Origin of the sequence: Endozoicomonas sp. G2_2, from assembly GCF_017744135.1 — a bacterium.
Classification (GTDB): domain Bacteria; phylum Pseudomonadota; class Gammaproteobacteria; order Nevskiales; family Salinisphaeraceae; genus Salinisphaera.
Genome location: NZ_JAGHQU010000023.1, coordinates 1 through 23,426, shown reverse-complemented (window position 1 = coordinate 23,426; position 23,426 = coordinate 1). Strand labels below are relative to the sequence as shown.

The 23,426-nt window shown below is 65.5% G+C and carries 29 protein-coding genes and 1 other RNA gene; 10 read left to right on the top strand and 20 right to left on the bottom strand.

Going from position 1 to position 23,426, the window contains the following annotated elements; translation table 11 throughout:
* Nucleotides 1-64: 64 nt before the first annotated feature.
* Nucleotides 65-352, bottom strand: a complete 288-nt coding sequence (locus J7355_RS17295) for a hypothetical protein (protein WP_209064954.1) — start codon at nt 350-352, stop codon at nt 65-67.
* 97 nt (nt 353-449) lie between these two features.
* A complete protein-coding gene (locus J7355_RS17290; protein ID WP_209064952.1) occupies nt 450-773 on the bottom strand; it encodes a thioredoxin domain-containing protein in 324 nt (107 codons plus the stop codon).
* Nucleotides 774-999: 226 nt separating this feature from the next.
* On the opposite strand from J7355_RS17290, the gene J7355_RS17285 reads away from it, so the two are divergent.
* The 3 genes from J7355_RS17285 (at nt 1,000) to J7355_RS17960 (ending at nt 3,124) form a co-directional block, all read left to right on the top strand.
* Nucleotides 1,000-2,229 (top strand): MFS transporter, encoded by a 1,230-nt coding sequence (locus J7355_RS17285; RefSeq protein WP_209064950.1) that lies wholly within the window; start codon nt 1,000-1,002, stop codon nt 2,227-2,229.
* A 241-nt stretch (nt 2,230-2,470) separates the two neighbouring features.
* The gene (locus J7355_RS17280) at nt 2,471-2,866 is read left to right on the top strand and encodes a hypothetical protein (protein WP_209064948.1); all 396 of its coding nucleotides are present in this window, start codon (nt 2,471-2,473) and stop codon (nt 2,864-2,866) included.
* 138 nt (nt 2,867-3,004) lie between these two features.
* Entirely contained in the window at nt 3,005-3,124 is a 120-nt protein-coding gene (locus J7355_RS17960) for a hypothetical protein (protein ID WP_348523052.1), read from the top strand.
* Nucleotides 3,125-3,176: 52 nt separating this feature from the next.
* Here J7355_RS17960 and J7355_RS17270 read toward each other — a convergent pair whose 3' ends face one another.
* The 7 genes from J7355_RS17270 to J7355_RS17240 all read right to left on the bottom strand — a co-directional run bounded on the left by J7355_RS17270 (nt 3,177) and on the right by J7355_RS17240 (nt 9,410).
* Nucleotides 3,177-4,223: an ABC transporter ATP-binding protein gene (locus J7355_RS17270; RefSeq protein WP_209064944.1), complete on the bottom strand. Its 1,047-nt coding sequence runs from the start codon at nt 4,221-4,223 to the stop codon at nt 3,177-3,179.
* Nucleotides 4,224-4,234: 11 nt separating this feature from the next.
* Entirely contained in the window at nt 4,235-5,743 is a 1,509-nt protein-coding gene (locus tag J7355_RS17265) for an ABC transporter permease subunit (RefSeq protein ID WP_209064942.1), read from the bottom strand.
* Nucleotides 5,740-6,771, bottom strand: a complete 1,032-nt coding sequence (locus J7355_RS17260; protein ID WP_209064940.1) for a substrate-binding domain-containing protein — start codon at nt 6,769-6,771, stop codon at nt 5,740-5,742. Before J7355_RS17260 ends, J7355_RS17265 begins: the two co-directional genes overlap by 4 nt.
* A complete protein-coding gene (locus tag J7355_RS17255; RefSeq protein WP_209064938.1) occupies nt 6,772-7,584 on the bottom strand; it encodes a hypothetical protein in 813 nt (270 codons plus the stop codon). It abuts the gene before it with no gap.
* Between the two features lie 197 nt (nt 7,585-7,781).
* Nucleotides 7,782-8,267: a hypothetical protein gene (locus J7355_RS17250; RefSeq protein ID WP_209064936.1), complete on the bottom strand. Its 486-nt coding sequence runs from the start codon at nt 8,265-8,267 to the stop codon at nt 7,782-7,784.
* Between the two features lie 3 nt (nt 8,268-8,270).
* Entirely contained in the window at nt 8,271-8,540 is a 270-nt protein-coding gene (locus J7355_RS17245) for a hypothetical protein (RefSeq protein WP_209064934.1), read from the bottom strand.
* 66 nt (nt 8,541-8,606) lie between these two features.
* The gene (locus J7355_RS17240) at nt 8,607-9,410 is read right to left on the bottom strand and encodes a TatD family hydrolase (RefSeq protein ID WP_209064932.1); all 804 of its coding nucleotides are present in this window, start codon (nt 9,408-9,410) and stop codon (nt 8,607-8,609) included.
* Between the two features lie 204 nt (nt 9,411-9,614).
* Here J7355_RS17240 and J7355_RS17235 point away from each other — a divergent pair, with 204 nt between their 5' ends.
* The 4 genes from J7355_RS17235 (at nt 9,615) to J7355_RS17220 (ending at nt 13,446) form a co-directional block, all read left to right on the top strand.
* Nucleotides 9,615-10,283, top strand: a complete 669-nt coding sequence (locus tag J7355_RS17235; protein ID WP_209064930.1) for a TIGR04211 family SH3 domain-containing protein — start codon at nt 9,615-9,617, stop codon at nt 10,281-10,283.
* Between the two features lie 111 nt (nt 10,284-10,394).
* On the top strand, nt 10,395-12,347 hold the full coding sequence (locus J7355_RS17230; protein WP_209064928.1) for a sodium:proton antiporter: 1,953 nt from the start codon (nt 10,395-10,397) through the stop codon (nt 12,345-12,347).
* 8 nt (nt 12,348-12,355) lie between these two features.
* Nucleotides 12,356-13,000, top strand: a complete 645-nt coding sequence (locus tag J7355_RS17225; protein WP_209064926.1) for an alpha/beta fold hydrolase — start codon at nt 12,356-12,358, stop codon at nt 12,998-13,000.
* Nucleotides 13,000-13,446 (top strand): TerB family tellurite resistance protein, encoded by a 447-nt coding sequence (locus J7355_RS17220; protein WP_209064924.1) that lies wholly within the window; start codon nt 13,000-13,002, stop codon nt 13,444-13,446. Before J7355_RS17225 ends, J7355_RS17220 begins: the two co-directional genes overlap by 1 nt.
* Before the next feature lie 30 nt (nt 13,447-13,476).
* Here the strand turns inward: J7355_RS17220 and J7355_RS17215 are convergent, their stop codons facing one another.
* From J7355_RS17215 to proC, 5 genes are all read right to left on the bottom strand, one after another.
* Nucleotides 13,477-13,827: a DUF4426 domain-containing protein gene (locus J7355_RS17215; protein WP_209064922.1), complete on the bottom strand. Its 351-nt coding sequence runs from the start codon at nt 13,825-13,827 to the stop codon at nt 13,477-13,479.
* Between the two features lie 74 nt (nt 13,828-13,901).
* Nucleotides 13,902-14,537 (bottom strand): methionine biosynthesis protein MetW, encoded by a 636-nt coding sequence (gene metW, locus J7355_RS17210; RefSeq protein ID WP_247740069.1) that lies wholly within the window; start codon nt 14,535-14,537, stop codon nt 13,902-13,904.
* Nucleotides 14,534-15,679: a homoserine O-acetyltransferase gene (locus J7355_RS17205; RefSeq protein WP_209064921.1), complete on the bottom strand. Its 1,146-nt coding sequence runs from the start codon at nt 15,677-15,679 to the stop codon at nt 14,534-14,536. Before J7355_RS17205 ends, metW begins: the two co-directional genes overlap by 4 nt.
* A gap of 10 nt (nt 15,680-15,689) precedes the next feature.
* Nucleotides 15,690-16,256, bottom strand: a complete 567-nt coding sequence (locus J7355_RS17200; RefSeq protein ID WP_209064919.1) for a YggT family protein — start codon at nt 16,254-16,256, stop codon at nt 15,690-15,692.
* The gene (proC, locus tag J7355_RS17195; RefSeq protein WP_209064917.1) at nt 16,253-17,083 is read right to left on the bottom strand and encodes a pyrroline-5-carboxylate reductase; all 831 of its coding nucleotides are present in this window, start codon (nt 17,081-17,083) and stop codon (nt 16,253-16,255) included. Before proC ends, J7355_RS17200 begins: the two co-directional genes overlap by 4 nt.
* Before the next feature lie 147 nt (nt 17,084-17,230).
* On the opposite strand from proC, the gene ilvA reads away from it, so the two are divergent.
* The 3 genes from ilvA to J7355_RS17180 are packed head-to-tail and all read left to right on the top strand — an operon-like array spanning nt 17,231 to nt 20,868.
* The gene (ilvA, locus tag J7355_RS17190; RefSeq protein ID WP_209064915.1) at nt 17,231-18,808 is read left to right on the top strand and encodes a threonine ammonia-lyase, biosynthetic; all 1,578 of its coding nucleotides are present in this window, start codon (nt 17,231-17,233) and stop codon (nt 18,806-18,808) included.
* A gap of 47 nt (nt 18,809-18,855) precedes the next feature.
* Nucleotides 18,856-19,797 (top strand): cation diffusion facilitator family transporter, encoded by a 942-nt coding sequence (locus J7355_RS17185; protein WP_209064913.1) that lies wholly within the window; start codon nt 18,856-18,858, stop codon nt 19,795-19,797.
* On the top strand, nt 19,798-20,868 hold the full coding sequence (locus J7355_RS17180; RefSeq protein ID WP_209064911.1) for a glycosyltransferase family 9 protein: 1,071 nt from the start codon (nt 19,798-19,800) through the stop codon (nt 20,866-20,868).
* Nucleotides 20,869-20,875: 7 nt separating this feature from the next.
* Here J7355_RS17180 and J7355_RS17175 read toward each other — a convergent pair whose 3' ends face one another.
* The 6 genes from J7355_RS17175 to J7355_RS17150 form a co-directional block, all read right to left on the bottom strand.
* Nucleotides 20,876-21,301: a nuclear transport factor 2 family protein gene (locus J7355_RS17175; RefSeq protein WP_247740068.1), complete on the bottom strand. Its 426-nt coding sequence runs from the start codon at nt 21,299-21,301 to the stop codon at nt 20,876-20,878.
* Nucleotides 21,302-21,307: 6 nt separating this feature from the next.
* The gene (locus tag J7355_RS17170) at nt 21,308-21,784 is read right to left on the bottom strand and encodes an EVE domain-containing protein (RefSeq protein WP_209064909.1); all 477 of its coding nucleotides are present in this window, start codon (nt 21,782-21,784) and stop codon (nt 21,308-21,310) included.
* A gap of 46 nt (nt 21,785-21,830) precedes the next feature.
* Nucleotides 21,831-22,430 carry a 5-formyltetrahydrofolate cyclo-ligase gene (locus J7355_RS17165; protein WP_209064907.1) on the bottom strand — a complete coding sequence of 200 codons (600 nt, stop codon included), beginning with the start codon at nt 22,428-22,430 and terminating at the stop codon, nt 21,831-21,833.
* 42 nt (nt 22,431-22,472) lie between these two features.
* Nucleotides 22,473-22,655, bottom strand: a non-coding RNA gene (gene ssrS, locus J7355_RS17160) — 6S RNA.
* 24 nt (nt 22,656-22,679) lie between these two features.
* The gene (locus tag J7355_RS17155; RefSeq protein WP_209064905.1) at nt 22,680-23,003 is read right to left on the bottom strand and encodes a cell division protein ZapA; all 324 of its coding nucleotides are present in this window, start codon (nt 23,001-23,003) and stop codon (nt 22,680-22,682) included.
* Nucleotides 23,004-23,025: 22 nt separating this feature from the next.
* Complete coding sequence (locus tag J7355_RS17150; protein WP_209064903.1) at nt 23,026-23,223, bottom strand: hypothetical protein; 198 nt, start codon at nt 23,221-23,223, stop codon at nt 23,026-23,028.
* Nucleotides 23,224-23,426 lie beyond the last annotated feature (203 nt).

Genomic DNA, 23,426 nt, shown 5'->3' with positions numbered 1-23,426 from the left:
TCCGCTCGGGGCGCCGGCCCTTTTTACTGCCATTGCGTGAACGCAAGCGCACTGGCGGCCGCGGCTATTTCTTGCCGGCCTGCTCGCGGCGGATCTTGGTCACCTTGTCGATGATGTTCTGGTTTACCTCGGCGCACTGCTTGAGCGAGGTGTCGGCGCCGCATTCGATCATCAGATCCATGGTGTTGCCGTTGGCGTCGTTCACCTTGAAATGTATCGAGGGCGAGGCCGCCGGCATGACCACCGCGCCGTGCGGGCCTTTGTGCGGATGCTTGGGATGATCCGAGCCGCCGCAGGCGCTGAGTGCGAGACTGCCGGTAACGAGCGCGGCGACGGTGGCGATTCTGAGCATGAATACCTCGATGGAATGCAGTTGAAACGGCGGCTTCGAGTATCCGGTTTGCGCGTGACCCGGCGCAACTGCTCTGGCCGGCGCGGACTCCCGCGCTCTAGACATAGGCGTTGAGGAAAGATCGCAGCTGCTGTTCGCGCATCGCACCCGTCTTGGTGACCTTTTCTTCGCCGCCGGCATAAAGCACGAGGGTGGGCGTGCCGCTCAGGCCGTACTGGGGACGGGTCTGGTTGGTCGAGGCGTCCATGCGCACGATGGTCACCCGGTCGGCGTAGGTGCGGGCGGCGTCGGCCAGCAGCGGCTCGAGGCGTGCGCAGTAGGCGCAATTCGGAACATGGAACTCGACGAGCACCGGCGTTTTGGCGTCGGCCAGCAGGGTTTCGAGTTCGGTATCGGTAATATCGTCGAGAGGCTGGGTCATGGCGCGACCTCGCTTGGCTGTGTCCTGTGCGCTAGCGTGCCTTAAAACGCAGGTGGGCACCGCATGAACGCGCCATTGGCGGCGTGCGATCGTCGAAAATGCCCCGGTGGCGGGCGAATGACGGTAAGGTGCCGATAGTTGCATATACAAGGCAAATAATGAGAGCTCTCGAGATCGTCCGCGTGTCGCCCATGCTTCGTCGCTTTTATCCGCTGGGGTGCTTCTAGTGGCGCTGCCGAAACACTCGTCCGTGCTCACGATTGCCAGCGGCGTACTGGTCACGCTGGTCACGGTCGCGCTCGCGCGATTGTCGTTCGGGCTCATTCTGCCGCCGATGCGCGAATCGCTCGGGCTGAGCTACGAGCAGGCGGGCAATCTCGGGACCGCGACCGCGCTGGGTTATCTGTCGCTGGTGATGGTCGCCGGCGCACTGGCTTCGCGCCGCGGTGGGCGGGTATCGATCCTGCTGGGGTTGATATGCGTCATCGTGGGTTTTGCCGGGCTGAGTATCGCGACGGTGTACTGGCAGCTGCTGGTGCTGATGACGTTGCTGGGCTTCGGCACCGCGTTCGCCTACACGCCGTTGATCTCGCTGATCGCGACCTGGTTCCCCCAGCGGCGCGGGCTGGTCATCGGCCTGCTCAACAGCGGCGTGGGCACGGGCATGATGAGCGCCGGCTGGGTGGTGCCGTTTCTAAGCGAGGCGTACGGAGACGAAGGCTGGCGCTGGGTCTGGGTGCTGTTTGGTGTCGTGGGCGTGGTCGCCTTCCTGGGCGCGCTGTGCTTTCTGCACAACCCGCCGCGCCCGGCAGTGGACGAACCCGCTGGCGATAGCGCGGCGGCGCGGCGCAAGGCCATGCGTCGTGCCGTGTTTCGCAATCCGTATGTGGTAACCGTGGGGCTGGTCTACGGCATCGTCGGCATGACGTATATCGTGCAGGCCATCTTCATGTTCAGCTTCGCGCTCGATGCGGGCGTGGATCCGACAATCGCCGGTTTTCTCGCCTCGTTCATGGGTTTTCTCGGCATCGTCTGCGGGCCGATATGGGGCAGCGTGTCGGACCGGCTCGGGCGCGGCCAGAGTCTCGCGCTGGCCATGGGCATGGCGTTCGTCAGTACCGTGATCCCGGTGCTGTCGCCAACGCTTGCCGGGTTCGCCGCGCATTTCGTGATTCTCGGCGTATCCGTAACCGGCATGTTCACCTCCGCGCTGGCGGCGTCCACCGAGCGAGTGACCGCCCATGAAGCGCCGCTGGCGGTGAGCTATGTCACCGTGTTCTTTGCGGCCGGCCAGCTGATCGGGCCGACGGCGGCGGGGTGGCTGATCGGCTGGACCGATGGCTTCCGGCTGACCTTCGGCCTGAGCTCGGCGATCATTCTGGTCGGTGCCGTGTTGAGTTGGCGACTCACGCGGCTGCCGCTGCCCGTCGCGCGGGGCGAGTCTGCCGAGGCCTAGCCGCGGCCACGAACTCGCGATCGTCGCGGGTTTCGGTCACGGCGCCATTTCCGGCGTTAAGGCAGGGCGATAGCGTATGCCGTTGTCGCCCATAGAAAAAACCTGTATCGCAAACACGCGGGCATGAGCCTTGAGCGGCAAGGGTTTGCGCCGCGCCTGCCACTCGAATGCCGGATGCGATTGCGTCGGCTGTCATCCCGGGGTTCGATGCCGGTGCGCACCGTTCGAACGGAATAGGGGCATGAGGCGCGCCGATTCGCAGATCGCGCCCCACCCCGCGCTGTTCGATACTGCGGCGTGGGAACGGCAAGCGTCCGGCCACCCGCCGGCCGGCGCAAGATCAACGCACGGCTGCGCGCCGAAAGCGACGCCGCGCGGGGTGGGCGGTGCGATCATGCAGGCGTTGTCGTCGCATCCCACGTTTATGGCGGCGGCGTTGCCACAGCATGTGTTTCCGCCGCTGTTCAACCGCTACGGGGTGGGGCACCGATTCGGCGCGCATATCGACAACTCGATCCGCCAGCATCGCCAGAGCGGCGCGCGTATTCGTACCGACCTGTCGGCCACGCTGTTCTTTGCCGGGCCGGAGGAATACGACGGCGGCGAGCTGGTCATCGAGGACAACTTCGGCACCTAGAACGTCGAACTGCCGGCAGGGCATCTCGTGCTCTATCCGGCCAGCAGCCTGCACCACGTCACCGAAGTCACCCGCGGGCGCCGCATGGGCGCGTTCTTCTGGATCCAGAGCATGATCCGCGACGACGGCTAGCGGCGCATCCTGTGGGATATGGATCGCGCGATCCAGGAACTTACGCTCGCGGTGCCCGATCATCCGTCGCTGGTCAGCCTGACCGGCACCTATCACAACCTGTTGCGGCGCTGGGCGGACGTCTGAGTCCGGCGCGGCATGGCCGTCGCGGGCGGGCCATGCTGGTCGTCCGGCCCGTTCAGGCGATGGGTTCGCCTGCCGGCCTTGCCGCCGGCTCCGGCGCGAACAGGGCCAGCGGGTGTCCGGCACAGATGCGCGTGTCGACCGCGGCGCCGTCGGCGAGATGGTGCTCGTGGTTGGTGCGTACGCGCAGCTCGCCGCCCGTATCCAGGCGCACGCCGTAGAGGCGGGTTTCGCCCTCGTAGCGACTCCATTCGATCCGGCTGTTGCCGTTCGTGGATGGCGTCAGCGACAGGTCGTCGGGGCGCACGAGCACGTCGACGCGCGCCGGGTTGGCCGGCACACCGTCGCCGATGGGCGCGTCGCCCAGGGCGGTATGGACGTGGGTGTGGCCGAGTTCGCCGGGCAGAAATGCGGCATCGCCCAGAAACCGGGCGACAAAGCGGCTTGCCGGCTGGCGAAAGCAGGCATCCGGTTCGCCGATCTGTTCCAGCCGGCCATCGCACATGATGCCCATGCGATCGCCTACCGACAGCGCCTCGGTCTGGTCGTGGGTGACCCAGATCGCGGGTACGCCCGCGGCCTTGAGCGCCTGGCGAATCTCCCAGCGCAGTTGGGCCTTGAGCGCGGCATCGAGGCTGGCCAGCGGCTCGTCCAGCAGCAACAGCGCCGGCGCATGGGCGAGCGCGCGCGCCAGTGCCACGCGCTGCTTCTGGCCGCCGGAGAGCGTATCCGGCATCGCATGGCGATGCGCGGCAAGGCCCAGCTGTTCGATCCAGCGCTCGGCCGGTGCACGGTCCTTGAGCCGAAAGGCGACGTTGTCCGCGACGCTCAGGTGCGGGAACAGGGCGAAATCCTGAAACACGAGGCCCACCCGGCGTTTTTCCGGTGGCACGTTGCGCTTGCTGTCGATACGCAGTTTGCCGATGCGTATCTCGCCGGCCGATGGCTGGATGAGCCCGGCCACGGTACGCAGCACGCTGGTCTTGCCGCAGCCGGTGGGGCCGACGAGCGTGACGATTTCGTTGTCGCCCAGCGTCAGGCTCAGGTCGCGCACGGCGGCGGCATCGCCGTACTGCACGCACAGATTGTTGATTTCCAGCATCGTCGATCCTTCTAGCCGGCGGTCAGGCGGCGCCGTCGGGCTTCGCCCGAGAGCATGAGCACCAGTGCGACACCGGAAACCACCACGAGTGCCAGCGCCGGCACCGCGCCGCGACCGAGATAGCCTGCCTCGTAGACACGCCAGAGATAAGTCGCCAGCGTATCGAAACCGGTCGGGCGCAGCAGCAGCGTGGCCGGCAGTTCGCGCATCGCCTCGAGAAACACCAATGCGGCCGCGGCCACGATACCGGGCAGTATCAGCGGCAGACTCACGCGACGAAACGCCTCGCCCGGCGTAGCCCCGAGGCTGCGCGCGGCCCCGACCAGGTTGTTCTCCACGCGCTCGGTGCTGGAACGCACCGCGCCCACCGCAAGCGGCAGAAACCGCAGCACGTAGGCCAGAACCAGGAGCGTCAACGTCTGGTAGAGCAGCGGCAGGCGCAGGCCGAGATAGAGCAGCGCGGTACCCATGACGATGCCCGGAATGCCGAAGCCGAGATAGGTCGCGCGCTCGCACAGCCGGCCGATCCAGCCGACGGATGCGGCGTAGGCCACGGGCAGTGCGAGAATCACGGCCCCGGCTGCGGCGAGCAGGGCAGCATAGGCCGAATTGAGCGCATACGCCGGCTCGAAGCCGACGACGCCTTCGCGCACCAGCCACGCGCCGAATATTGCAACCGGCAGGACCAGCGCGGCCAGCACGACGAGGCCGGCGAGTAGCAGGGCCGCGGCTTTCACACCGTTACCCAGCGGCAGACGCAGAATGCGCCCGGGTCGTTCGCGGCGTACCCGCACGCGGGACTCGAAGAACAGCACGATGACCACCAGTGCCAGCAATTGCAGCGACATGAGGGCCGCGCGATCAAGCCCGAAGGCGTTGTATTCGACGTAGATCATGCGTGTGAAGGTATCCAGCTGCATGATCGCCGGGGTCGCGAAATCCGATAGCGTATACAGGGCGACGAGCAGGCTGCCCGCAGCAATGCCGTTGGCGGCCCGCGGCAGCACGATCCGTAGCAGCGCCGCGGGCAGCGACAGCCCGAGCGTGCGGGCCGCGTCCACAACGTTCGCGTCGAGGCTTTGCAGGGCAGCGCGCGTGGAGATGAGCACGAACGGGTAGGTATAGAGCGTCATCACCAGAGTAGCGCCGGCGAGGCCCTGGGCGCGCGGCGTCGCCAGCCCGGCGACGGTCTCGATCTCGCCGCCGGGCCCGAATGCCGCGAAGAACGCGAACGCGCCGAGATAGCTGGGCACGGCCAGCGGCGCCGCCAGGACCGCGACCCATACGCGCCGGAACGCGAGATCGGCGTAGGTGGTCACCACCGCCAGCGGCACCCCGATCAGTACCGCGCCCGCCACGGTCAGCAGCGTGAGTGCGACGGTGTTGAGCGCGATCTCGAACGCGCGCCCGTCGATGAGCAGATCCGCGCCCACGCTCATCCAGACCAGCACCGCGACCGGCGCGAGCGCCGCCGCGGCGGCCAGCGCCGCCGGCAGGTACGACAGCGGCGTGCGGGTCATAGCACCCGCGTTTCGCGCAGCAGGTCCAGCGTGGGTTTGAGATCGGCCAGTTGGGTCAGGTCCAGCGACGGCGGCTGCACGCGCTCGGGCAGGCCTTGCGGCAGCGCGACACCCGGTGCCATGGGAATCTCGTAGGCTTCGCGCGCGAGATACGACTGTACTTCGTCGGTGAGCAGATAGCGCAGGAAATTCGCCGCGAGCGGGTTGTCGTTGAGCAGGAGCACGCCGGAGGAGTTGACGAGGCTGCCGGCATCGTTGCGCGTCAGGGCCAGATCGACGTTTGCGTCGGGTTTGCCCTGTTTCAGCCGCAGCGTGTAGTAGTGGTTGGCGAACCCCAGATCGACTTCGCCGCGTGCGACCGCCATCACCACGCCCAGTTCGCCGGCGTAGCTTCGGGCCTGCGTCTTCACGCCGCGCAGCCACTGCCGGGTGCGCGCCTCGCCTTCGAGCACACGCATGGCGGTGACAAACGACTGGAACGCGCCGTAGGCGGGCGCCCAGCCGATCTTCAGGTCCGTATCGGCGAAGGCCATGATGTCGTCGGGAATGGCCGCGGCGTCCAGACGGGTCGGGTTGTAGGGGACCGTGCGCAGGCGCCCGGAAATGGCGGCCCACGCCTCGTAACGGAAGTCCGGCTTGATATGCCGACGGATGGCCGCGGGTACGGGCCGGCTTACGCCTTCGGCTGCGACCGCGCCGAGCGAGCTGGCATCGATCGACCAGAACAGATCGGCGCGGCTGACGCCGGCCTTGGCCTCTGCAACGAGCGTGTTCGCGAGTGCGGCGGACGGCGCGCGCCGGATACTGAGTTCCAGTTCCGGATTGCGCTTTTCGATCGCGGCCACGATGTCGTCATACAGCCCGCCCTCGCCACGCCCGAGATAGACGCTGAGCTTGCCGACCAGCGGCGGCAGGTCGTCGGCCGATTCCGCGGCGATGGATTGCCTGTTCGATGCCGCCCAAAGATGGGTCGGGCCGAGCAGACCGAGCGCGGCGGCGCTTTTGAGCAGGGTGCGACGGTCGATCATCTAGAAGACCGAACTCTGATCTTTCGCGGCGTCGTCCAGCAACGTCTGGGCGCGGTCGAGCTTGGCGTTCATCTTTTCGACTTCGGCGGCGAGATCGTCGGCCGATGCCTGTTTCTCCATAAGCAGCGGGAGCGTGGCGTTGAAGTCTTTCTCGAGGTCGGTGACGAGATCGGCGTCGCGCTCGATCAGATCTCCCTCGATACCTTCAAAACGCTCGATATATGTTTGATGAAGAAGCGATTGTGCAGACTCGGCATCGCCTTCGCGATAGGTTTTCACCACAGACTGCAGATTGTCCTTGATGATGGTGATGGTGGGGCGCTCGTCGGCTGCCGCGCCATGCCCGTGAGCCGCCGTTTCGGCCGTATCGGCCTCATCGTCCTGCTGGGTCGCGGCCAGCTTGAGCGCACCGACGCCTTCGTAGAGCGCCTGTTCGAGACGGCGCTGCCACTGTTGTACATCGGCGTCGGCGCCGGATTCATCGACCGCTTCGCGCAGCCCGCCCAGCGCGATCCAGATCGACGGGTACAGCGGCATGGCGTGGGTTTCCACCGCTTCGTGGAACTCGACTTCTTCCCACGTCTCGACCAGCGCATCGACGCGGTCGGCCACGGCCTCGCCCGCGGCGTAATCGGCCACGATACTGTCGACCGTCGAGCGCATGTCGGCGACCTCGTTTTCGTAATCGCCGATATGGGCCGTGAGGTCGTCGACCGGGGACAGCTCGCCGTGTGCTTGAACGGCGCCCGCCGCGCCGAGGCACAGGCAGACGAACAGGGTGGTGTGGAGGATGGGCCGGGGCAGACGGTTCATGGCAATCAGGGATAGGCAGGAAAGGTTAAAAGCTAACTGATAATCATTCCTATTCCAAGCCCCGTTCGATACGCCCATGCAGATCGGGCGCGGCGTGCGCGAAGGCGCGACCGGCGGGCTGCTTCGGCATCACAACCGACGCCCACAAAAAAGCCGGCGCCATGGGCGCCGGCCGGGTCGGTGGCTTGCCGGGCGGGTCAGCTGTCGTCGGTCAACTGGTCGATGAACTTGACGGCCTTGCGGGTAATCAGGGGCCCGGCCGCGCCCATCAACGCGGCGCGGGTGCGCGGGCTGGCAGCGAGGATCACGCCCGCGGAGAGGGCACCGGCGATGGCGAGCCCGGAGTTGCGCTTCGCCCAGTCGGTGGCCTGATTGCCGAGCAACGGCCGCAGCTGGTGTTCAATCGCGTTGTCAGAATTATGCTCTACCGGCTTGTTCTCATTAGCTTTCGTCTTCTTGGCGGTCGACGAAGATGAAAGCGCGACGAACAAGAGCAGGCAGGCGACGATGGCAATGAGGCCACCGCCGGTAATCAGCAGCGCTTGAACCTGCGTCATCTGCGCCGCGAGCAACAGGTAGATGCCACCCGCGCAAAGCAGCAGGCCGCTGAACACCAACAGCATCAGCAGCCAGAGGACAACGTTGAGGCTCATCACCTTGATGAGCTTTTCCTTGATGCCCACGGGCTAGCGGCCGATCAGCTTGCCCAGCACGAGGCCGATGCCGAATGCGGCGAGTACGCTGGTGAACGGCCGCGCCTCGATCTCGCTGCCCACGTCCTGGGTGCGGCGATTGGCTTCGTCGCGCAGTTCGTAGTACTTCCCACGGGCCGAGTCGAGGCCGGCCTGCGCCTGCTGTTCACCGGAAGCTTTGTAGCTTTTCGCCAGCGCCGCAAGGTCGTTGCGCAGCTGTTCAATGTCCTTCTTGAGGGCTTCGTTCTCGGCATTTTGACTCATGGGATCTCCCTGGAATCGTGATTGTCGAGCCAGCATAACGGGTTGGCCGGTCGGCGACCATCCGTATTAGCGCGCGTCTTCCAGATTGAAGAAACGGGCTGCATTGGCATGGGTGCGTGCGGCCACGTCCTCGATCGCCTGGCCACGGGCTGCAGCCACGGTTTCGAGCACCCAGGGCAGATTCGCGGGTTCGTTGCGGCGCGTTTTGGGCTTCGGGCGGATGGTGCGCGGCATGAGGTAGGGGCAATCGGTCTCGATCATCAGCCGCTCGTCCGGAATGCGGACGACGTTGTCGTAAAGGTCGCGCCCGCGACGCTCGTCGCAGACCCATCCGGTGATGCCGATATAGCAATCGGCCTCGATATAGCTGTCGAGCGCGGCGCGATCGTCGGTGAAGCAGTGGACCACCGCGCGGGGCAGATCGGGCAGGTGTTCGCGCAGTATCGGCAGAAAGCGATCGTGGGCCTCTCGCTGGTGCAGAAACACCGGCATGTCGTTATCGCAGGCCACCGCCAGCTGCGCGGCGAAGACGCGTTCCTGCACATCCCGCGGCGAGATATCGCGAAAGAAGTCCAATCCGGTTTCGCCGACTGCGGCCAGGCGGCCCGCGGCGGCGGCCTCTCGCATGAGTGTTTCGAGGTCGGCGTTCCAGTCCTCGGCGTGGTGCGGGTGCAGCCCGGCGGTCGCGAAGCATCGGCCCGGATACCGGCCAGCGAGCTCGAGCGAGGCGCGGCTGCTCTCCAGGTCGCTGCCGGTAACCACGAGCCGGCTGACGCCGGCGGCATGGGCACGCTCGAGAACCGCGTCCAGATCCTCGGCAAAACTTTCGTGCGCGAGGTTCGCGCCGATATCGGTCAACTGCATGGTCATGGGTCGGTCGAATGGCCGCGCACAGTCTAGCGGCCGCATCGTGCAGATGCAGTCTTCGCCTGCCGGAACGCTTGACATGCCGGCGTTTGAACGGGATGCCCGAAGCCGTGCGGGGGTTTGCTACACTCGCGGGCTTGTCGAGCGCCGTGCCCTGTTTCGAGGTCTGCGGCGCCCCGTGCCGCAACCTGAAGTGGATGACCTCGCATGCGTTACAAGAACGGGCTGATCGCCGGTCTTATCGGCCTCATGATGTTCAGCACGGCCGCGACGGCCGCAACGCGGTATGTCAGCGACGAACTGTCGATCAACATGCGCCGCGGCCCGGGCACGGGCTATCGCATCAGTGAACTGCTTAACGCCGGCGAACGGCTGAATACGCTGTCCGAGGCCAACGGCTGGACCCAGGTGCGTACCAGCGACGGCACGACCGGCTATGTGCTCACGCGTTTCCTGTCGGAGCAGCCGGCCGCGCGTACCCGCATTGCGTCCATGCAGGAGCAGACCGAGCAGTTCAAGAAGGAGAACGAGGAGCTCAAGCAGCAGCTCGAGGAAGTGCGTAGCGGCTCGCAGGAGCTGACCGAGACCAAGAGCGCGCTCCAGAGCGAGAACGAGGATCTCAAGCAGCGTCTTCAGCAGCTGCGTGAAACTTCTGCGGACGCCGTGCGTATCAGCAACGAGAACGAAAAGTTTCGCGAGGAATTGCTGTCCATGCGTAGCGATAACGAGCGGCTGCGTCACGAGAACGCGGCGCTTCAGAGCCGTCGCGACGGCATGAAGATCGGCGCGCTGATCATGATCGGCGGCATCATCGTCGGTCTCGTGCTGCCGCTGTTCCGTCGCAAGCGCAAGGGCAGCAGCTGGGATTCGCTGTAGCGCCCGTGCCGCGCACGACGCAGGCCGTACGCGGCCCGTTGTGGTCGGCGTACGACCTGTCTATGGTGATTTGAACTTGGCCCGCGAGCCCGTGTCGCGTAGCGGACCCGAATGGAACATCATCTTTCCCTGATACTGATATCGATCGTCGCCCTGGGCGTGTTCTCGCAGTGGATCGCCTGGTCGCTGCGGATCCCGGCCATCGTGCTGTTCCTGGTCAGCGGCGTGCTGGCGGGCCCGGTCTTCGGCGTGATCAACCCCACCCACGACATCGGCGAAGTGCTGTCGCCGCTGGTCGGTCTCGCGGTGGCGGTGATCCTTTTCGAAGGCGGCCTGAGCCTGCGCCTGCACGAGTTCAAGGAAGCCGCGTCCGGGGTGAAGCGCCTGGTGTCGGTGGGTGCGGCGCTGTCGTGGCTGCTGTATACGCTCGCTGCCTATTACATCGGTGACCTGAGCCTGGCGGTCTCGCTGCTTTTCGGCGCGATCCTGATCGTCACTGGCCCGACGGTCATCATTCCCATGCTTCGCCAGGCCGGGCTGAACCGGCGCACGGCGTCGTATCTGAAATGGGAAGGCATCATCAACGACCCGATCGGCGCGCTGCTGGCGGTGTTGGTGTTCCAGTATTTCGTGTTCGCCGGCGCCGATGCGGGCAACGGCGCACAGGTGTTCGTCGACTTGGGCTGGGCGATCCTGATCTCGTTCGCGCTGGGCGGCGGCGTGGCCGTGGCGCTGGGCTGGGCGTTCAACCACATCTGGGTGCCGGAATATCTCAAGGCGCCGGTCACCTTTGCCTTCGTGCTGGTGATCTACGGGCTGGCCAGCGAGATATTCGCCGAAGCCGGGCTGCTGGCGGTCACCGTCATGGGCATGGTGATGGGCAATCTGTCGATCGCTGGCATGGCCGAGCTGCGCCGATTCAAGGAATACATCACGATCCTCATGGTTTCGACCGTGTTCATCGTGCTCACCGCCGATCTCGACCCGAACGTGCTGCTGCATCTCGACTGGCACGCGGCCGCGCTGGTGTTCGCGGTGCTGTTCGTGGTGCGCCCGGCGGCGGTGCTCCTGTCCACCATGTTCACCGACATGAACTGGCGCGATCGCACCCTGGTCGCCTGGATCGCGCCGCGCGGTATCGTTGCCGCGGCGGTTGCCGGCGTGTTCGGCCCGCGCATGATCGAGGCCGGCTACGGCGGCGCGGAGCAGCTGCTGCCGTTGATCTTCGCCATCGTGTTCTCGACCGTCATCCTGCATGGCTTTTCGATCGGCTGGCTGTCGCGCTGGCTGCGCCTGTCGGCTGAGCCAAACGGCGTGCTCATCGTTGGGGCCTCGCCGTGGTCGACCGAGCTGGCGCGCGCGCTCACCAACGAGCTGAACGTTCAGGTGCTGCTGGTCGATTCCTCCTGGCACCGTCTGCGTACGGCGCGTCTCGCCGGCGTGCGCGTGCTCTACGGCGAGGTGCTGTCCGACCAGATCCAGCAATCGCTCGAGCTCAACGAGATCGCCTGTTTGCTGGCGGCCACGAGTAACGACGCCTACAACGCGCTGGTGTGCTCGCATTTCGTGACCAGTCTCGAACACGACCGTGTGTTCCAGCTGCCGATGTATGCCGCCGACGAGGACAACGACTCCAAGATCGTGGCGCGGCCGCTGCGCGGCCGGCCGGCGTTCCACGAGAACGCCCAGTACGAGGAACTCTGGCGCCGGCATTTCCAGAGCTGGCAGTTCTACAAGACGCGGATCACGGAAAGCTACACGCGCGAGGATTTTCGCCGCGACTGCCCGACCGATGCCATCGTCATCGCCACGCTGTTTGCCGATGGCACCGTGCTGTTCAATGCCGCGGGCGGTAACGCACGGCCCGAGGAAGGGGACACCGTCATCTACTACGCGCCGAAGAAGAGCGCGAGCGAGCGTCGCAAGGCGCGCGCCGAACGCGCCGAGGCCGCCAGTGGGCGTGTCGCGGCGGCGGCTGCGAGCGGCGAGCCCGAAACACCGGCCGATGCGCGCGTCGACGAGGCGCCGGCGCGAGAAAACAAACCCGAGACCGATTCAAAGTAACCATGCCCATGCTCGAATGGCCCGACGATAAGAACCGTGCCAGCGGCCTCATCCAGGGGCCGGCCGGCGAACTGCAGGTCGATGTCGACCTGCCCGACGCCACGCCACGCGGACTGGCGGTCATCTGTCATCCGCACCCGCAGCAGGGCGGCACCAAGGACAACAAGGTCGTGTTCATGATGGCGCGCGCTGCCACCATGGCAGGCTTGGCCGCGGTGCGTTTCAATTTTCGCGGTGTCGGTCAGAGTGAGGGCGCCTACGATGCCGGTGTCGGCGAGGTGGACGATGCCGCCGCGGTCCGTGACTGGGCGTTGAAGGCGTCGGGTCTGTCGCTGGCGGCACTCGCCGGGTTTTCCTTCGGTTCCGCCGTCGCGCTGCGGCTGGCCGATCGCGACGCGCCCCCGCGGCTGGTCACGGTCGGCTTTCCGTCGGCCTATTTCGATGCCGCGTTGCCGCGGCCGGATACCGACTGGCTGGCGATCTTCGGTGACGACGACGACGTGATCGACGTCGATGCCTCGATTGCCGCGGTACGCGCACTCGAACCGTCGGTCGATGTCCAGATCCTCGAAGGCGCCGGGCATTTCCTGCACGGGCGCCTGACTGACCTGAGAAAGCGCGTGATCGCGCATCTGGACGAGGCAGGCAAATAATGGGGCTGTTCGAACGCCTCGCGGAGGCGCTCAATCCGCAGACCGAGCAGGGACGCGATGTCGAGCAGGCCCAGCGCATCGCGGCAGCGGTTCTGCTGCTGGAGATGGCCCACGCAGATCATCGTCACGCCGACGAGGAATACGTCGAGATCCGCCGCCAGCTCAAGATGCATTTCGCGCTCGACGACGCCGAGACCGAAGAGCTCATGGCGGCGGCGCAGCCCGAAGCGTCGAAGTCGGTCTCGCTCTACCGTTTCCTCAAGACGCTCAACGACGGGCTGGAACCGGCCGAAAAGCGCCAGGTGCTGGAAATGCTATGGCGCGTGGCCTATGCCGATCGGCACCTGGACGCGCACGAGGAGCACCTGCTGCGCGAACTCGCCGAAATGCTCTATCTGCCGCACAGCGAGTTCATCCGCGCCAAGCTGGCGGTTACCGGCGAATAGCGGCGGCTGCGCGGCCGTTGCCGGGACCGATCAGCGGGTGAAAAACGTCTGGTTGAAGCGGACCGGCACGGTGGCACTGCCGTCGGCGGCCGTGACGTCCAGATTGAAGGTGAGCGTCTGCTCGTCGTCGATGGGTACCGGGGCCAGCGAGTAGATGCTGTCGGCGCGTTCGACGCGCCGGAATTCCAGGGTCTTGCGTTCGCCCATCAGCGAGCGCGCGCTGCCGGACACGTTGGCGGCTACGGCCTGAAGCGGTGCCTCGGGCGTGGGTCTTTGTAGCGTGATCATCACGATCGCGGTCTCGCCGTCGCGGGCAATGCCGTTGTCCCGGGCCACCGATGCGGGAATATCCAGGCTGTTCACGGCGCTGTAGTGCACCACGTAGTTGCCGCTGTTGATGGAACCGCCGGCCGCCCAGACGGGCCATGCGGCGGCGCACAGCAGCGTGAGGGCGATCAGTCCGAGGTGCCGCGCCGCAGCTGGTACAGGGCGATTTCGCCGAGCAGGTTGGGAAAGGTGCGCATGCCGATATTGCTGCGATGCGCATGATTGACGACGTGTCGCCGGACGATTTCCACGCGTTTGTGCCCACATAGCGTCTCGAAGTCCCGCACCGTGCACAGATGGATGTTGGGCGTATCGTACCACCGGTTGGGCAGCGAGCCGGACACCGGCATGAGCCCGCGCAGACCCAGCGACATGCGCGGTTTCCAGTGGCCGAAGTTGGGAAAGGTGACGATCGAGTCGCGACCGATGCGCAGCATCTCCTCGACCAGTTCGTCCGGGCGGCGGACTTCCTGCAGCGCGCTGCTCATGACGACGAAGTCGAAGCTGTTGTCTTCGAACTGCTGGAGGCCGGCGTCGAGGTCGAGCTGCAGCACGTTGACGCCGGCGGCTACGCAGGCGATGAGATTGTCGGGGTCGATTTCGAGGCCGTAACCGCTGACCTGCTTGGTCTGCTGCAGATGGGCCAGCAGGGCACCGTCGCCACAACCCAGATCGAGCACGCGCGCGCCGGGCGTGATCCAGTTCGAGATCAGGGCGAGATCGTCGCGCAGGCCGTCGTGGGTTTCGGTCAGATAGGTGTTCATGCGCCGATCTCCCGGGCCGCACGGTCCAGATAGGCCCGCAGCGTGTCCACGTAATGCGGCAGCGTGAGCAGGAAATCGTCGTGGCCGAGATCGGAGGTCACTTCCGCATAGGAGACCTGCTTGCCGGCATCCACGAGCGCGTCGACGATCTCGCGCGAGCGTTCGGGGGCAAAGCGCCAGTCCGAGGTGAACGAGATCACCATGAACCGCGCGGTGGCCGGCGCGAAGGCCTTGGCCAGATCGCCGCCGTGCGCATGCGCCGGGTCGAAGTAGTCCAGCGCCTTGGTCATCAGCAGATAGGTGTTCGCGTCGAAACGATCCACGAACGACTGGCCCTGATAGCGCAGATAGGACTCGACCTGGAACTCCACGTCGAAGCCGTAGGAGATGCGCCCGTCGCGCAGATCACGCCCGAACTTGGCGCGCATCGCCTCGTCGGACAAATAGGTGATATGCCCGAGCATGCGCGCGAGCATGAGTCCGCGCCGGGGCACGACCTCGTGCTCGTAGTAGCGCCCGCCGTGAAATTCCGGGTCGGTGACGATGGCCTGACGGGCGATCTCGTTGAAGGCGATGTTCTGGGCCGAGAGCTTCGGTGCGGCCGCGATCACCACCGCGTGGCGCAGCCGGTTCGGGAAATCGATCGCCCATTGCATGACCTGCATGCCGCCCAGGCTGCCGCCGATCACCGCGGACCACTGCGTAATGCCCAGCGCTTCCCGCAGGATGTCCTGTGAGCGCACCCAGTCGCCGACCGTGACGACCGGGAAATCCGGGCCGTAGTGACGGCCGGTATCCGGATGGGCGCTGCCGGGGCCGGTGGAGCCGTTGTAGCCGCCCAGATTCGCCGGGCTGACCACGAAGAACCGATTGGTATCGATCATCTTGCCCGGGCCGATGCACTTGTCCCACCAGCCCGGTTTCGTGTCCTGCTCGCTGTGGTAGCCGGCCGCGTGATGATTGCCCGACAGCGCGTGGCAGATCAGCACCGCGTTCGAGGCATCGGCGTTAAGCGTGCCGTAGGTCTCGTAGACGATGTCGAAACGATCGAGCGTCTTGCCGCAGTCCAGGGGCATTGCCTGGGCGACATGCAGCGTCTGCGGTTCGACCTGGCCGACGGAATGGGTGGCGTGTTCGTGCATCACCATCCGGTTAGCGGAACAGGCCCGGTAGCGGCAGCAACCGGCTGATGACCTGCAGACCGATGATGACGACCAGCGGGGACAGGTCCAGCCCGCCAATCGCCGGCACGACGTTGCGCACCGGCCGCAGCAGGGGCTCGTTGATGGTCCAGAGGATGGCCGTGGCGGGCGAATGCTGGCCCGGCGATATCCACGACATCAGCGCCTGAATGAGGATCGTGAAGAAATAGAAGTTGCACACGAGTACGGCGGCCTTGAGCACGGCCCACCACAGCGCCATGACCGGCTGCGCACCGAATTCGGGCGCGGCCAGCGCGAGGTCGATCTGGATGTTGATGAAGCAGAGGATGACCGCGAAAACGATCGCCGGGATGTCGAGATTGCGCCAGCGCGGAATGCCGCGGGCGAGCAGGCCGACCGGCATGGCCGTCGCGCGCCAGACGAACTGCGACACGGGGTTGCGAAAGTCGGCATGCACCCACTGCAGCAGCGCGCGCATGAGCACGACGACGATATACAGCGCAAAGACCGTATCGACGAGAAACAGCAGGGCGTTGTTCGCGTTGTTGAGCATCATGTCGATTTGTCGAGCAGTTCACGGGCAAGGCTGTCGGCACGGCCGGCGGCCGAACGCATGGCGCGTTCCACCAGCGCGCCGAGTTCGCCCTGCGAGAATTCATCGAGCGCGGCGGCCGTGGTGCCGCCCGGCGAGGTGACTTTTTCGCGCAGGGTGGTCGGATCGTCGCCGGACTCGATCGCCATGCGCGCGGCACCGAGCGCGGTATGGAGCACCAGTTCGCGCGCCGTCGATTCGTCCAGGCCGAGTTCCTGTGCGCCGGCCTGCATGGCTTCCATGAAGGCAAAGAAATAGGCGGGCCCGCTGCCGGAGGTCGCGGTCACCGCATCGAGCTGCTTTTCGTCGTCGACCCAGGCCACGATGCCCGCGGTGGCGAGTATCGTCTCCGCCAGCTCGCGCTGACCCGCGGTGACGCGCTCATCGGCGTAGAGGCCGGTGGCGCCCGCCCCGATCAGCGACGGGGTGTTCGGCATCGAGCGGACATAGGCGTGATCGGCCCCGAGCCATTCGCGCAGGCCCGCGATGGGCACGCCGGCTGCAATCGAGATGACCAGCGGCCGATTGTTGCCCATCGGCTTTGCGAGCCCTTGGCAGACGTCGCGCAGCATCTGCGGTTTGACCGCGAGCACGACCACTTCGGCGTCGAGCACGTCGGCCGTTGCAGCGGTCACGACGTGCACGCCGTACTTTGCGGCGAGCTGTTCGCCCTTGGCCTCGTCCGGCTCGACGACGGTGATGCGTTCGCCGGGACAATCGGCCTGACGCAGCCCGCTGATCAGGCTGGTGGCCATGTTGCCGCCGCCGACGAAAACGATACTGGTGTCCATTGCGGTCCCGCTCGACAAACTCGCGGCATGATACGCGATGCCGAGCGCTTCCCGCGAGTCGCCCTCGCGCGCGTTCCGGTCATTGCAGCGATGGTCTGCACTGGCCCAAGGGTTTAGCATTGGCGCTTGTTCTAACCCTTGCGATTCATGAACAGCAGCCTCAAACAGACCGCCGAGTCGTCGTCCGCGCCGGCCGTGGATATCGGCGACGCCGACTATCTCAAACGCATTAACACCGCGCGTGTCTATGATGTGGCGATCGAGTCGCCACTGATGGCGGCCCATCAACTCAGCGCGCGTATCGGCAACCAGCTCTTTCTCAAGCGCGAGGATCTGCAGCCGGTGCACTCGTTCAAGCTGCGCGGCGCCTACAACAAGATCGCACAGCTGTCGCCCGAGGAACGCGAGCGCGGGGTCATCTGCGCCTCGGCCGGCAACCATGCTCAGGGCGTGGCGCTGGCCGGTCGCAACATGGGTATTCGTGCCGTGATCGTCATGCCGCGCACGACGCCAGCCATCAAGGTGCGCGCGGTCGCCGGCTTCGGCGGCGAAATCGTGCTGCACGGCGACGGTTACGACGACGCCGCGGCGCATGCCGCCGAGCTTCAGGCGCGCGACGGTCTCGTCTACGTGCACCCGTACGACGACCCGGACGTGATTGCCGGCCAGGGCACCATCGGCATGGAGATCGTGCGTCAGCATCCGCAGGACATCCATGCGGTGTTCGTTTGCGTGGGCGGCGGCGGTCTGCTGGCCGGCGTGGCGGCCTATATCAAGAGCGTGCGTCCCGACATCCGCGTGATCGGCGTCGAACCCGAGGACGCGGCCAGCATGGGCGCCGCGCTTGCCGCCGGTGAGCGGGTGCAACTGCCGGAAGTGGGCCTGTTTGCCGACGGCGTGGCGGTGAAGCAGGCGGGCCGGGAGCCGTTTCGTCTGTGCAGCAAGCACGTGGACGCGATGATGACCGTGAGCGTGGACGAGATCTGCGCGGCCGTTCGCGACATCTACGAAGATACCCGCGCGCTCACCGAGCCGGCCGGGGCCTTGGCGGTGGCCGGCGCGAAAAAATACGTCGCCGAGACCGGGATCGAAAACGAGGACCTGGTGGCGATTACGTCCGGCGCGAACGTCAATTTCGACCGCTTGAGCTACATCGCGGAGCGCGCGGAACTGGGCGAACAGCGCGAGGCACTGCTGGCGGTGACCATTCCCGAGCAGCCCGGCTCGTTCCGGCGTTTCTGCACGATCATCGGCGATCGCTCGATCAGCGAGTTCAACTATCGCTATGCGGACGCAATTTCGGCCCAGATCTTCGTGGGCGTGAAGCTGTCCAACGGCGTGGCCGAGCGCGATGCGCTGATCGGCGAACTCGAGGCCGGCGGCTATGCCGTGCTCGACATGAGCCGCAACGAGATGGCCAAACTGCATGTGCGCCACATGGTCGGCGGCCGCGCCCAGGGCGCGGGCAACGAGATTCTGTTCCGGGTCGAGTTTCCGGAACGCCCCGGCGCCTTGCTGAAGTTTTTGGACAGCATCGGTGATCGCTGGAACATTTCGCTGTTCCACTATCGCAATCACGGTCATGCGCATGGCCTGGTGCTCGTGGGGCTGCAGGTTCGGCCGGAGGATCAGGCCGACTGTCGCGCCGCGCTGGACGCGCTGGGCTACGAATACGCCGAGGAAAGCGACAACCCGGCCTACCAGCTGTTTCTGCACACCACCTGAGCACATCGCGTCGCGCTGCGGCGCGGTTATGCCAAGGGAGATAACTTATGGCCTCGGGTTCGAAGACCGTCATATATGCCGCGCTGGCCGGTAATCTGCTGATCGCCGTAACCAAGTTCATCGCCGCCGCGTTCACCGGCAGCGCCGCCATGATGGCCGAGGGTATTCATTCCACCGTCGATACCGGCAATCAGGGACTTCTGCTGTACGGGATGAAGCGCGCCAAGCGCCCCGCGGACGATCGGTTTCCGTTTGGCTACGGCAAAGAAATCTATTTCTGGAGCTTCATGGTTGCTGTGCTCATCTTCGCGGTGGGCTCGGGGATTTCGATTTATGAAGGCGTCAATCGGTTGCTGCATCCGCATCCGGTCGAAAGCCCGATCATCAACTATGTGGTGCTCGGCCTGGCGATGCTCTTCGAAGGCGTGGCCTGGTATATCGCCGCCAAGGAATTCAACCGCTCGAAAGGCAAATGGACTGCTTTCCAGGCCGTGCGCCGCGGCAAAGATCCGGTTGCATTCCTGGTGTTGTTCGAGGACAGCGCGGCGATGCTCGGTCTGGTGGTGGCCTTTGTCGCGCTGCTCGCCGGCCAGTTGACCGGCATCGAGATATTCGACGGGATCGCCTCGATCTGTATTGGCCTCATCCTCGCGGTCACTGCGATCTGGCTGGCGATCGAGACCAAAGGCTTGCTGCTCGGCGAGGCGGCGAACAAGCACGTGGTGCGCGATATTCGCGAAGTCCTCTCGGGCCATGATGCGGTGGCTCGGATCAACGAAGTGCTGACCATGCACGTCGGCCCCAATTTCATCCTTGCCAACATCAGCGTGCGCTTTGCGCGCGGCATGAGCGGCGAACAGATACAGACCGAAATCGAACGCATGGACCGCGACATCAAGGCCCGCTGCGAGAACGTCAAGCGCATTTTCATCGAGGCCGAGCGCCAGGCGGACAGCAGCGCGGCGCCGCAGGACGCGAGCAGCAACTGAATGGCGGGCACCGACCGGCCGCGGGTGCCGCGCCGAATCTGCATTCTCAGGCTGTCCGCGCTGGGCGACTGCGCCAACGTCGTGCCCACGGTTAGAACCCTGCAGGCGGCGCGGCCGGATGTGCAGATCTGCTGGATCATCAACCGCGCGGAGGCGTCGCTGGTCGCCGAACTGCCGGGGGTGGAGTGCCTGGTCTACGACAAGCGCGGTGGGCGCGCGGCGATCGCCGATCTCAAGCGCCAGCTTGCCGGGCGGCGCTTCGATGCCTTTCTGAACATGCACGCCAGTTGGCGCGCGAATCGCATCAGCCTGCTGGTCAAGGCGGACCGGCGTATCGGCTTCGATACGCGCCGGGCGCGCGATGCGCAGCGGCTGTTCGTGCGTGAGCGTATTGCGCCGGTATCAAGCCGTCACGTGGTCGACGGGTTTCTGGCGTTTGCGGCGGCGGTGGGGGCCGACGAGCCCGTTATGGACTGGCGCGTACCGGTCGCGGACGCCGACCGGGCCAAGGCGCATGCCATGCTCGGCAGCGACGACGACCGCGACATACTGTTCATCAGCCCCTGTTCCAGCCACACGCGCCGTAACTGGCTCGCCGAGCGCTATGCCGCCGTGGCCGACCATGCCGTGCGTCGGCATGGCATGCGCGTGATTCTGGTGGGCGGGCCGAGCGATCTGGAAAAACAGATCGGCACCGCGATCGAGATGGCGATGTCCGAACAGGCCGATAACTTCATCGGCGCTACCAACCTCAAGCAGCTGATCGCGCTATTCGAGCGTGGACGCCTGCTCGTCACGCCGGACTCGGGGCCGGCGCATATGGCGAACGCCACCGACATCACCACGATTTCGCTACATGCGGCCACCGACCCGCGGCGTAGCGGCGCCTATCGCTCGCGGCGTTTCTGTGTGGATTATTTCGCCGAGGCTGCAGCGCGCTATCGAAACGCCACGCCGGATACGGTCAAATGGGGCGCCCGAATCGAGGATGACGATCAGGTCATGGCGCTGATTCCGGTGTCGGCGGTCACTCAGCGTATCGACGAGGCAATGGCCGAGGGCCGCGCATAGCCGGCGCCTAGCGCGCGGCCTGGAGCATCGCCGCCATTTTCTGGTGGATAAGGTTGACCGCCTTCAACGGCCGCAGCATGACCTTGAATTCGGTGATGCGGTGGGCGTCGTTCCAGGCGATCATGTCTACTCCGTTGACATGGATGCCGTCGAGTTCGAGCTCGAACTCCAGCACTGCGTCACGCTCGCCGCGAATTTCGCGCACGTAGCGAAAACTGTCGTTGGCGAACACCTGCAGCGCCGCGCCGAGATACTGCGCCGTGATTTTCTTGCCGACCTGCGGCGTATGCACGACCGGCGAGTGAAACACCGCGTCGTCGTCGAGCAGCGCATCGAGACCGCTCGAGTTCCGGTTTTCGACGAGTTCGTGCCAGGCGGCAATGGGATCGGTATGCATGCGTGGCCCCGTGGCTGTCGACGCGCGCTGCGTCATGACGGACTACTCGGGCGGGTTGTCTTCGAGCCCGAGAATGAAATCCCAGTGTGCCTTGTCCACCGGCATCACCGACAGCCGGTTACCCTTGCGCACGAGCGGGAAGTCGCCCAGCGCGTCGGCGTGGTCCTTGATCTCGGCCAGCGAGATCACGCGCGCGAGTTCCCGCTCGAAGGTGACGTCTACGCGGTACCAGCGCGGTTTTTCCGGATCGGACTTGGGGTCGTAGTGGGCGTCCTTCGGATCGAAGGCCGTATCGTCCGGATAGCCTTCTCGCGAGATCCGCATGATGCCCACCACGCCCGGAACCTTGGTGTTCGAGTGATAGAAGAAGGCCAGATCGCCTTCGGACATGTCGTCGCGCATGAAGTTGCGCGCCTGGTAGTTGCGTACGCCGTCCCAGCCTTCGGTCTGGTTCTTGCGGTTCTGCAGATCCTGAATGCTGAACTCGTCGGGCTCGGATTTCATCAGCCAGTAGCGCATTGAGGCTCGGTCCTTGTCGGTCGCGGTGAATCGATACCGCGCCAGTTTATCGCAGGGCCTGCGGACAGGTCGCCCGCCGGTGAACGGCGGACTCCGAAACGACCGCATCGAGCGCGACATCCCAGGGGCGTGTCTCGATACGTGCCAGACGTTGCGTATCGAAGGCGAGACCGATCAGGCGCGGGCCGCGAAATCCGCCGCTGGCGGCAACCTGCGCCAGTGTGCGGTCGTAGAATCCGCCGCCCATGCCGATCCGCCGGGCCGCCGCGTCGAAGCCTGCCAGGGGCACGATGAGCAGGTCGAGACAGGTCACCGGTCGCAGTGGCCCGCCGAGCGGCTCGGTGATCCCCAACGCGCTGCGTCGGTGGCGAAACCCAGGCGAGTCGATCGCGACGAACCGCAGTTGATGGTCGATGACCCGCGGCAGGAACGCCTGTTGCCGCGGTGCCAGTGCGTCTAGGAGCGGGCGGGGATCGGCCTCGCGGCTCATGGGCCAGTAGAGCCCGATGCGGCGTGCCCGTCGAAACAGGGGCAGGCGGGCGATGCGTCGGCAGGCATCGCGGCTGGCCGTACGGGCTCGCGCCGGTGCGAGCGCACGTCGCGCGCGCAGCGCGCTCTTGCGTTGATCGGGGACGCTGGCATTCATGGGCCGAAAGGCTCGATGATTGCTGTCGAAAAGGAAAGAACCGCCACTCCCGCCTGTGCCGTCGACCGTCCACTATCCTTGAGACGAATGCTCAAGTGGGGCGTTCCACGCCGCATTAGGTTTCCCGCAGCCAGGGCGGGCATACTCACCTGCGACGCTTCCCACCCCGGTTTAGGTAATTAGGCTCAAGGGGAACCGGGAGGTCGTCGAACACCGCAGGAGTGCCGGCATAGCTGATATTACGCGCCGTTATCTGTGGTCATCAAGCGCGGATTCAATACGCAGCTGCAGCTGCGACAGGCGATCGCTGATTTCGCCATCCGTGGCCGGCAATCCGGCCTGCTGACGCTCCAGCTGGCGTTCGGCGGCAATGAGGTCGCGGGCGATGTTCAGCGCCGCCATCACCGCGATCCGGTCGATCCCCAGCGTCTTGCCCTTGCGCTGGATCGCGTGCATGCGCCGCGACAGGTATTCAGCCGAACTCAGCAGGCTTTCGCGTTCGCCCTCCGGGCAGGCGATGGAATAGTCTCGCCCGAGGATACGGATGGTCAGCGCGGTCTGTTTTTCTGCCATAGGTTTATCGCACGCTTATGGGCTAGGCGTTATCGGCTTCGGCCTCGAGCGCACGGATACGCTCGATCACCCCGTTGAGCCGTTCGCGGGTCTCGCGATTGCGGGCCTGCTCGTCCTCGTGCGCCTTCTTGAGTGCGTCGTAATCGGACAGCAGGGACCGGTAGGCCGCGATGAGGGCCTCCACGCGATCCTCGAAGTGCGTGATCTCGAACTGGCTCATGAACGCTCCCTGGATGTGTCTGGAGTATAGCCCCAGCGCGGGTACGGGTGAAATCCGCGTAGATGACGCGGCCAATAAAAAAGGTTCTTCGCAGATAAGCGTGAAAGGCGGCGGTGACCGCATGGCTTAAGCTTGGATTGCTACCACGCATTCCAGGCAACCAAGAAAGGCCACCGCCATGCCCGAGGCTAATCTGCTTTCCC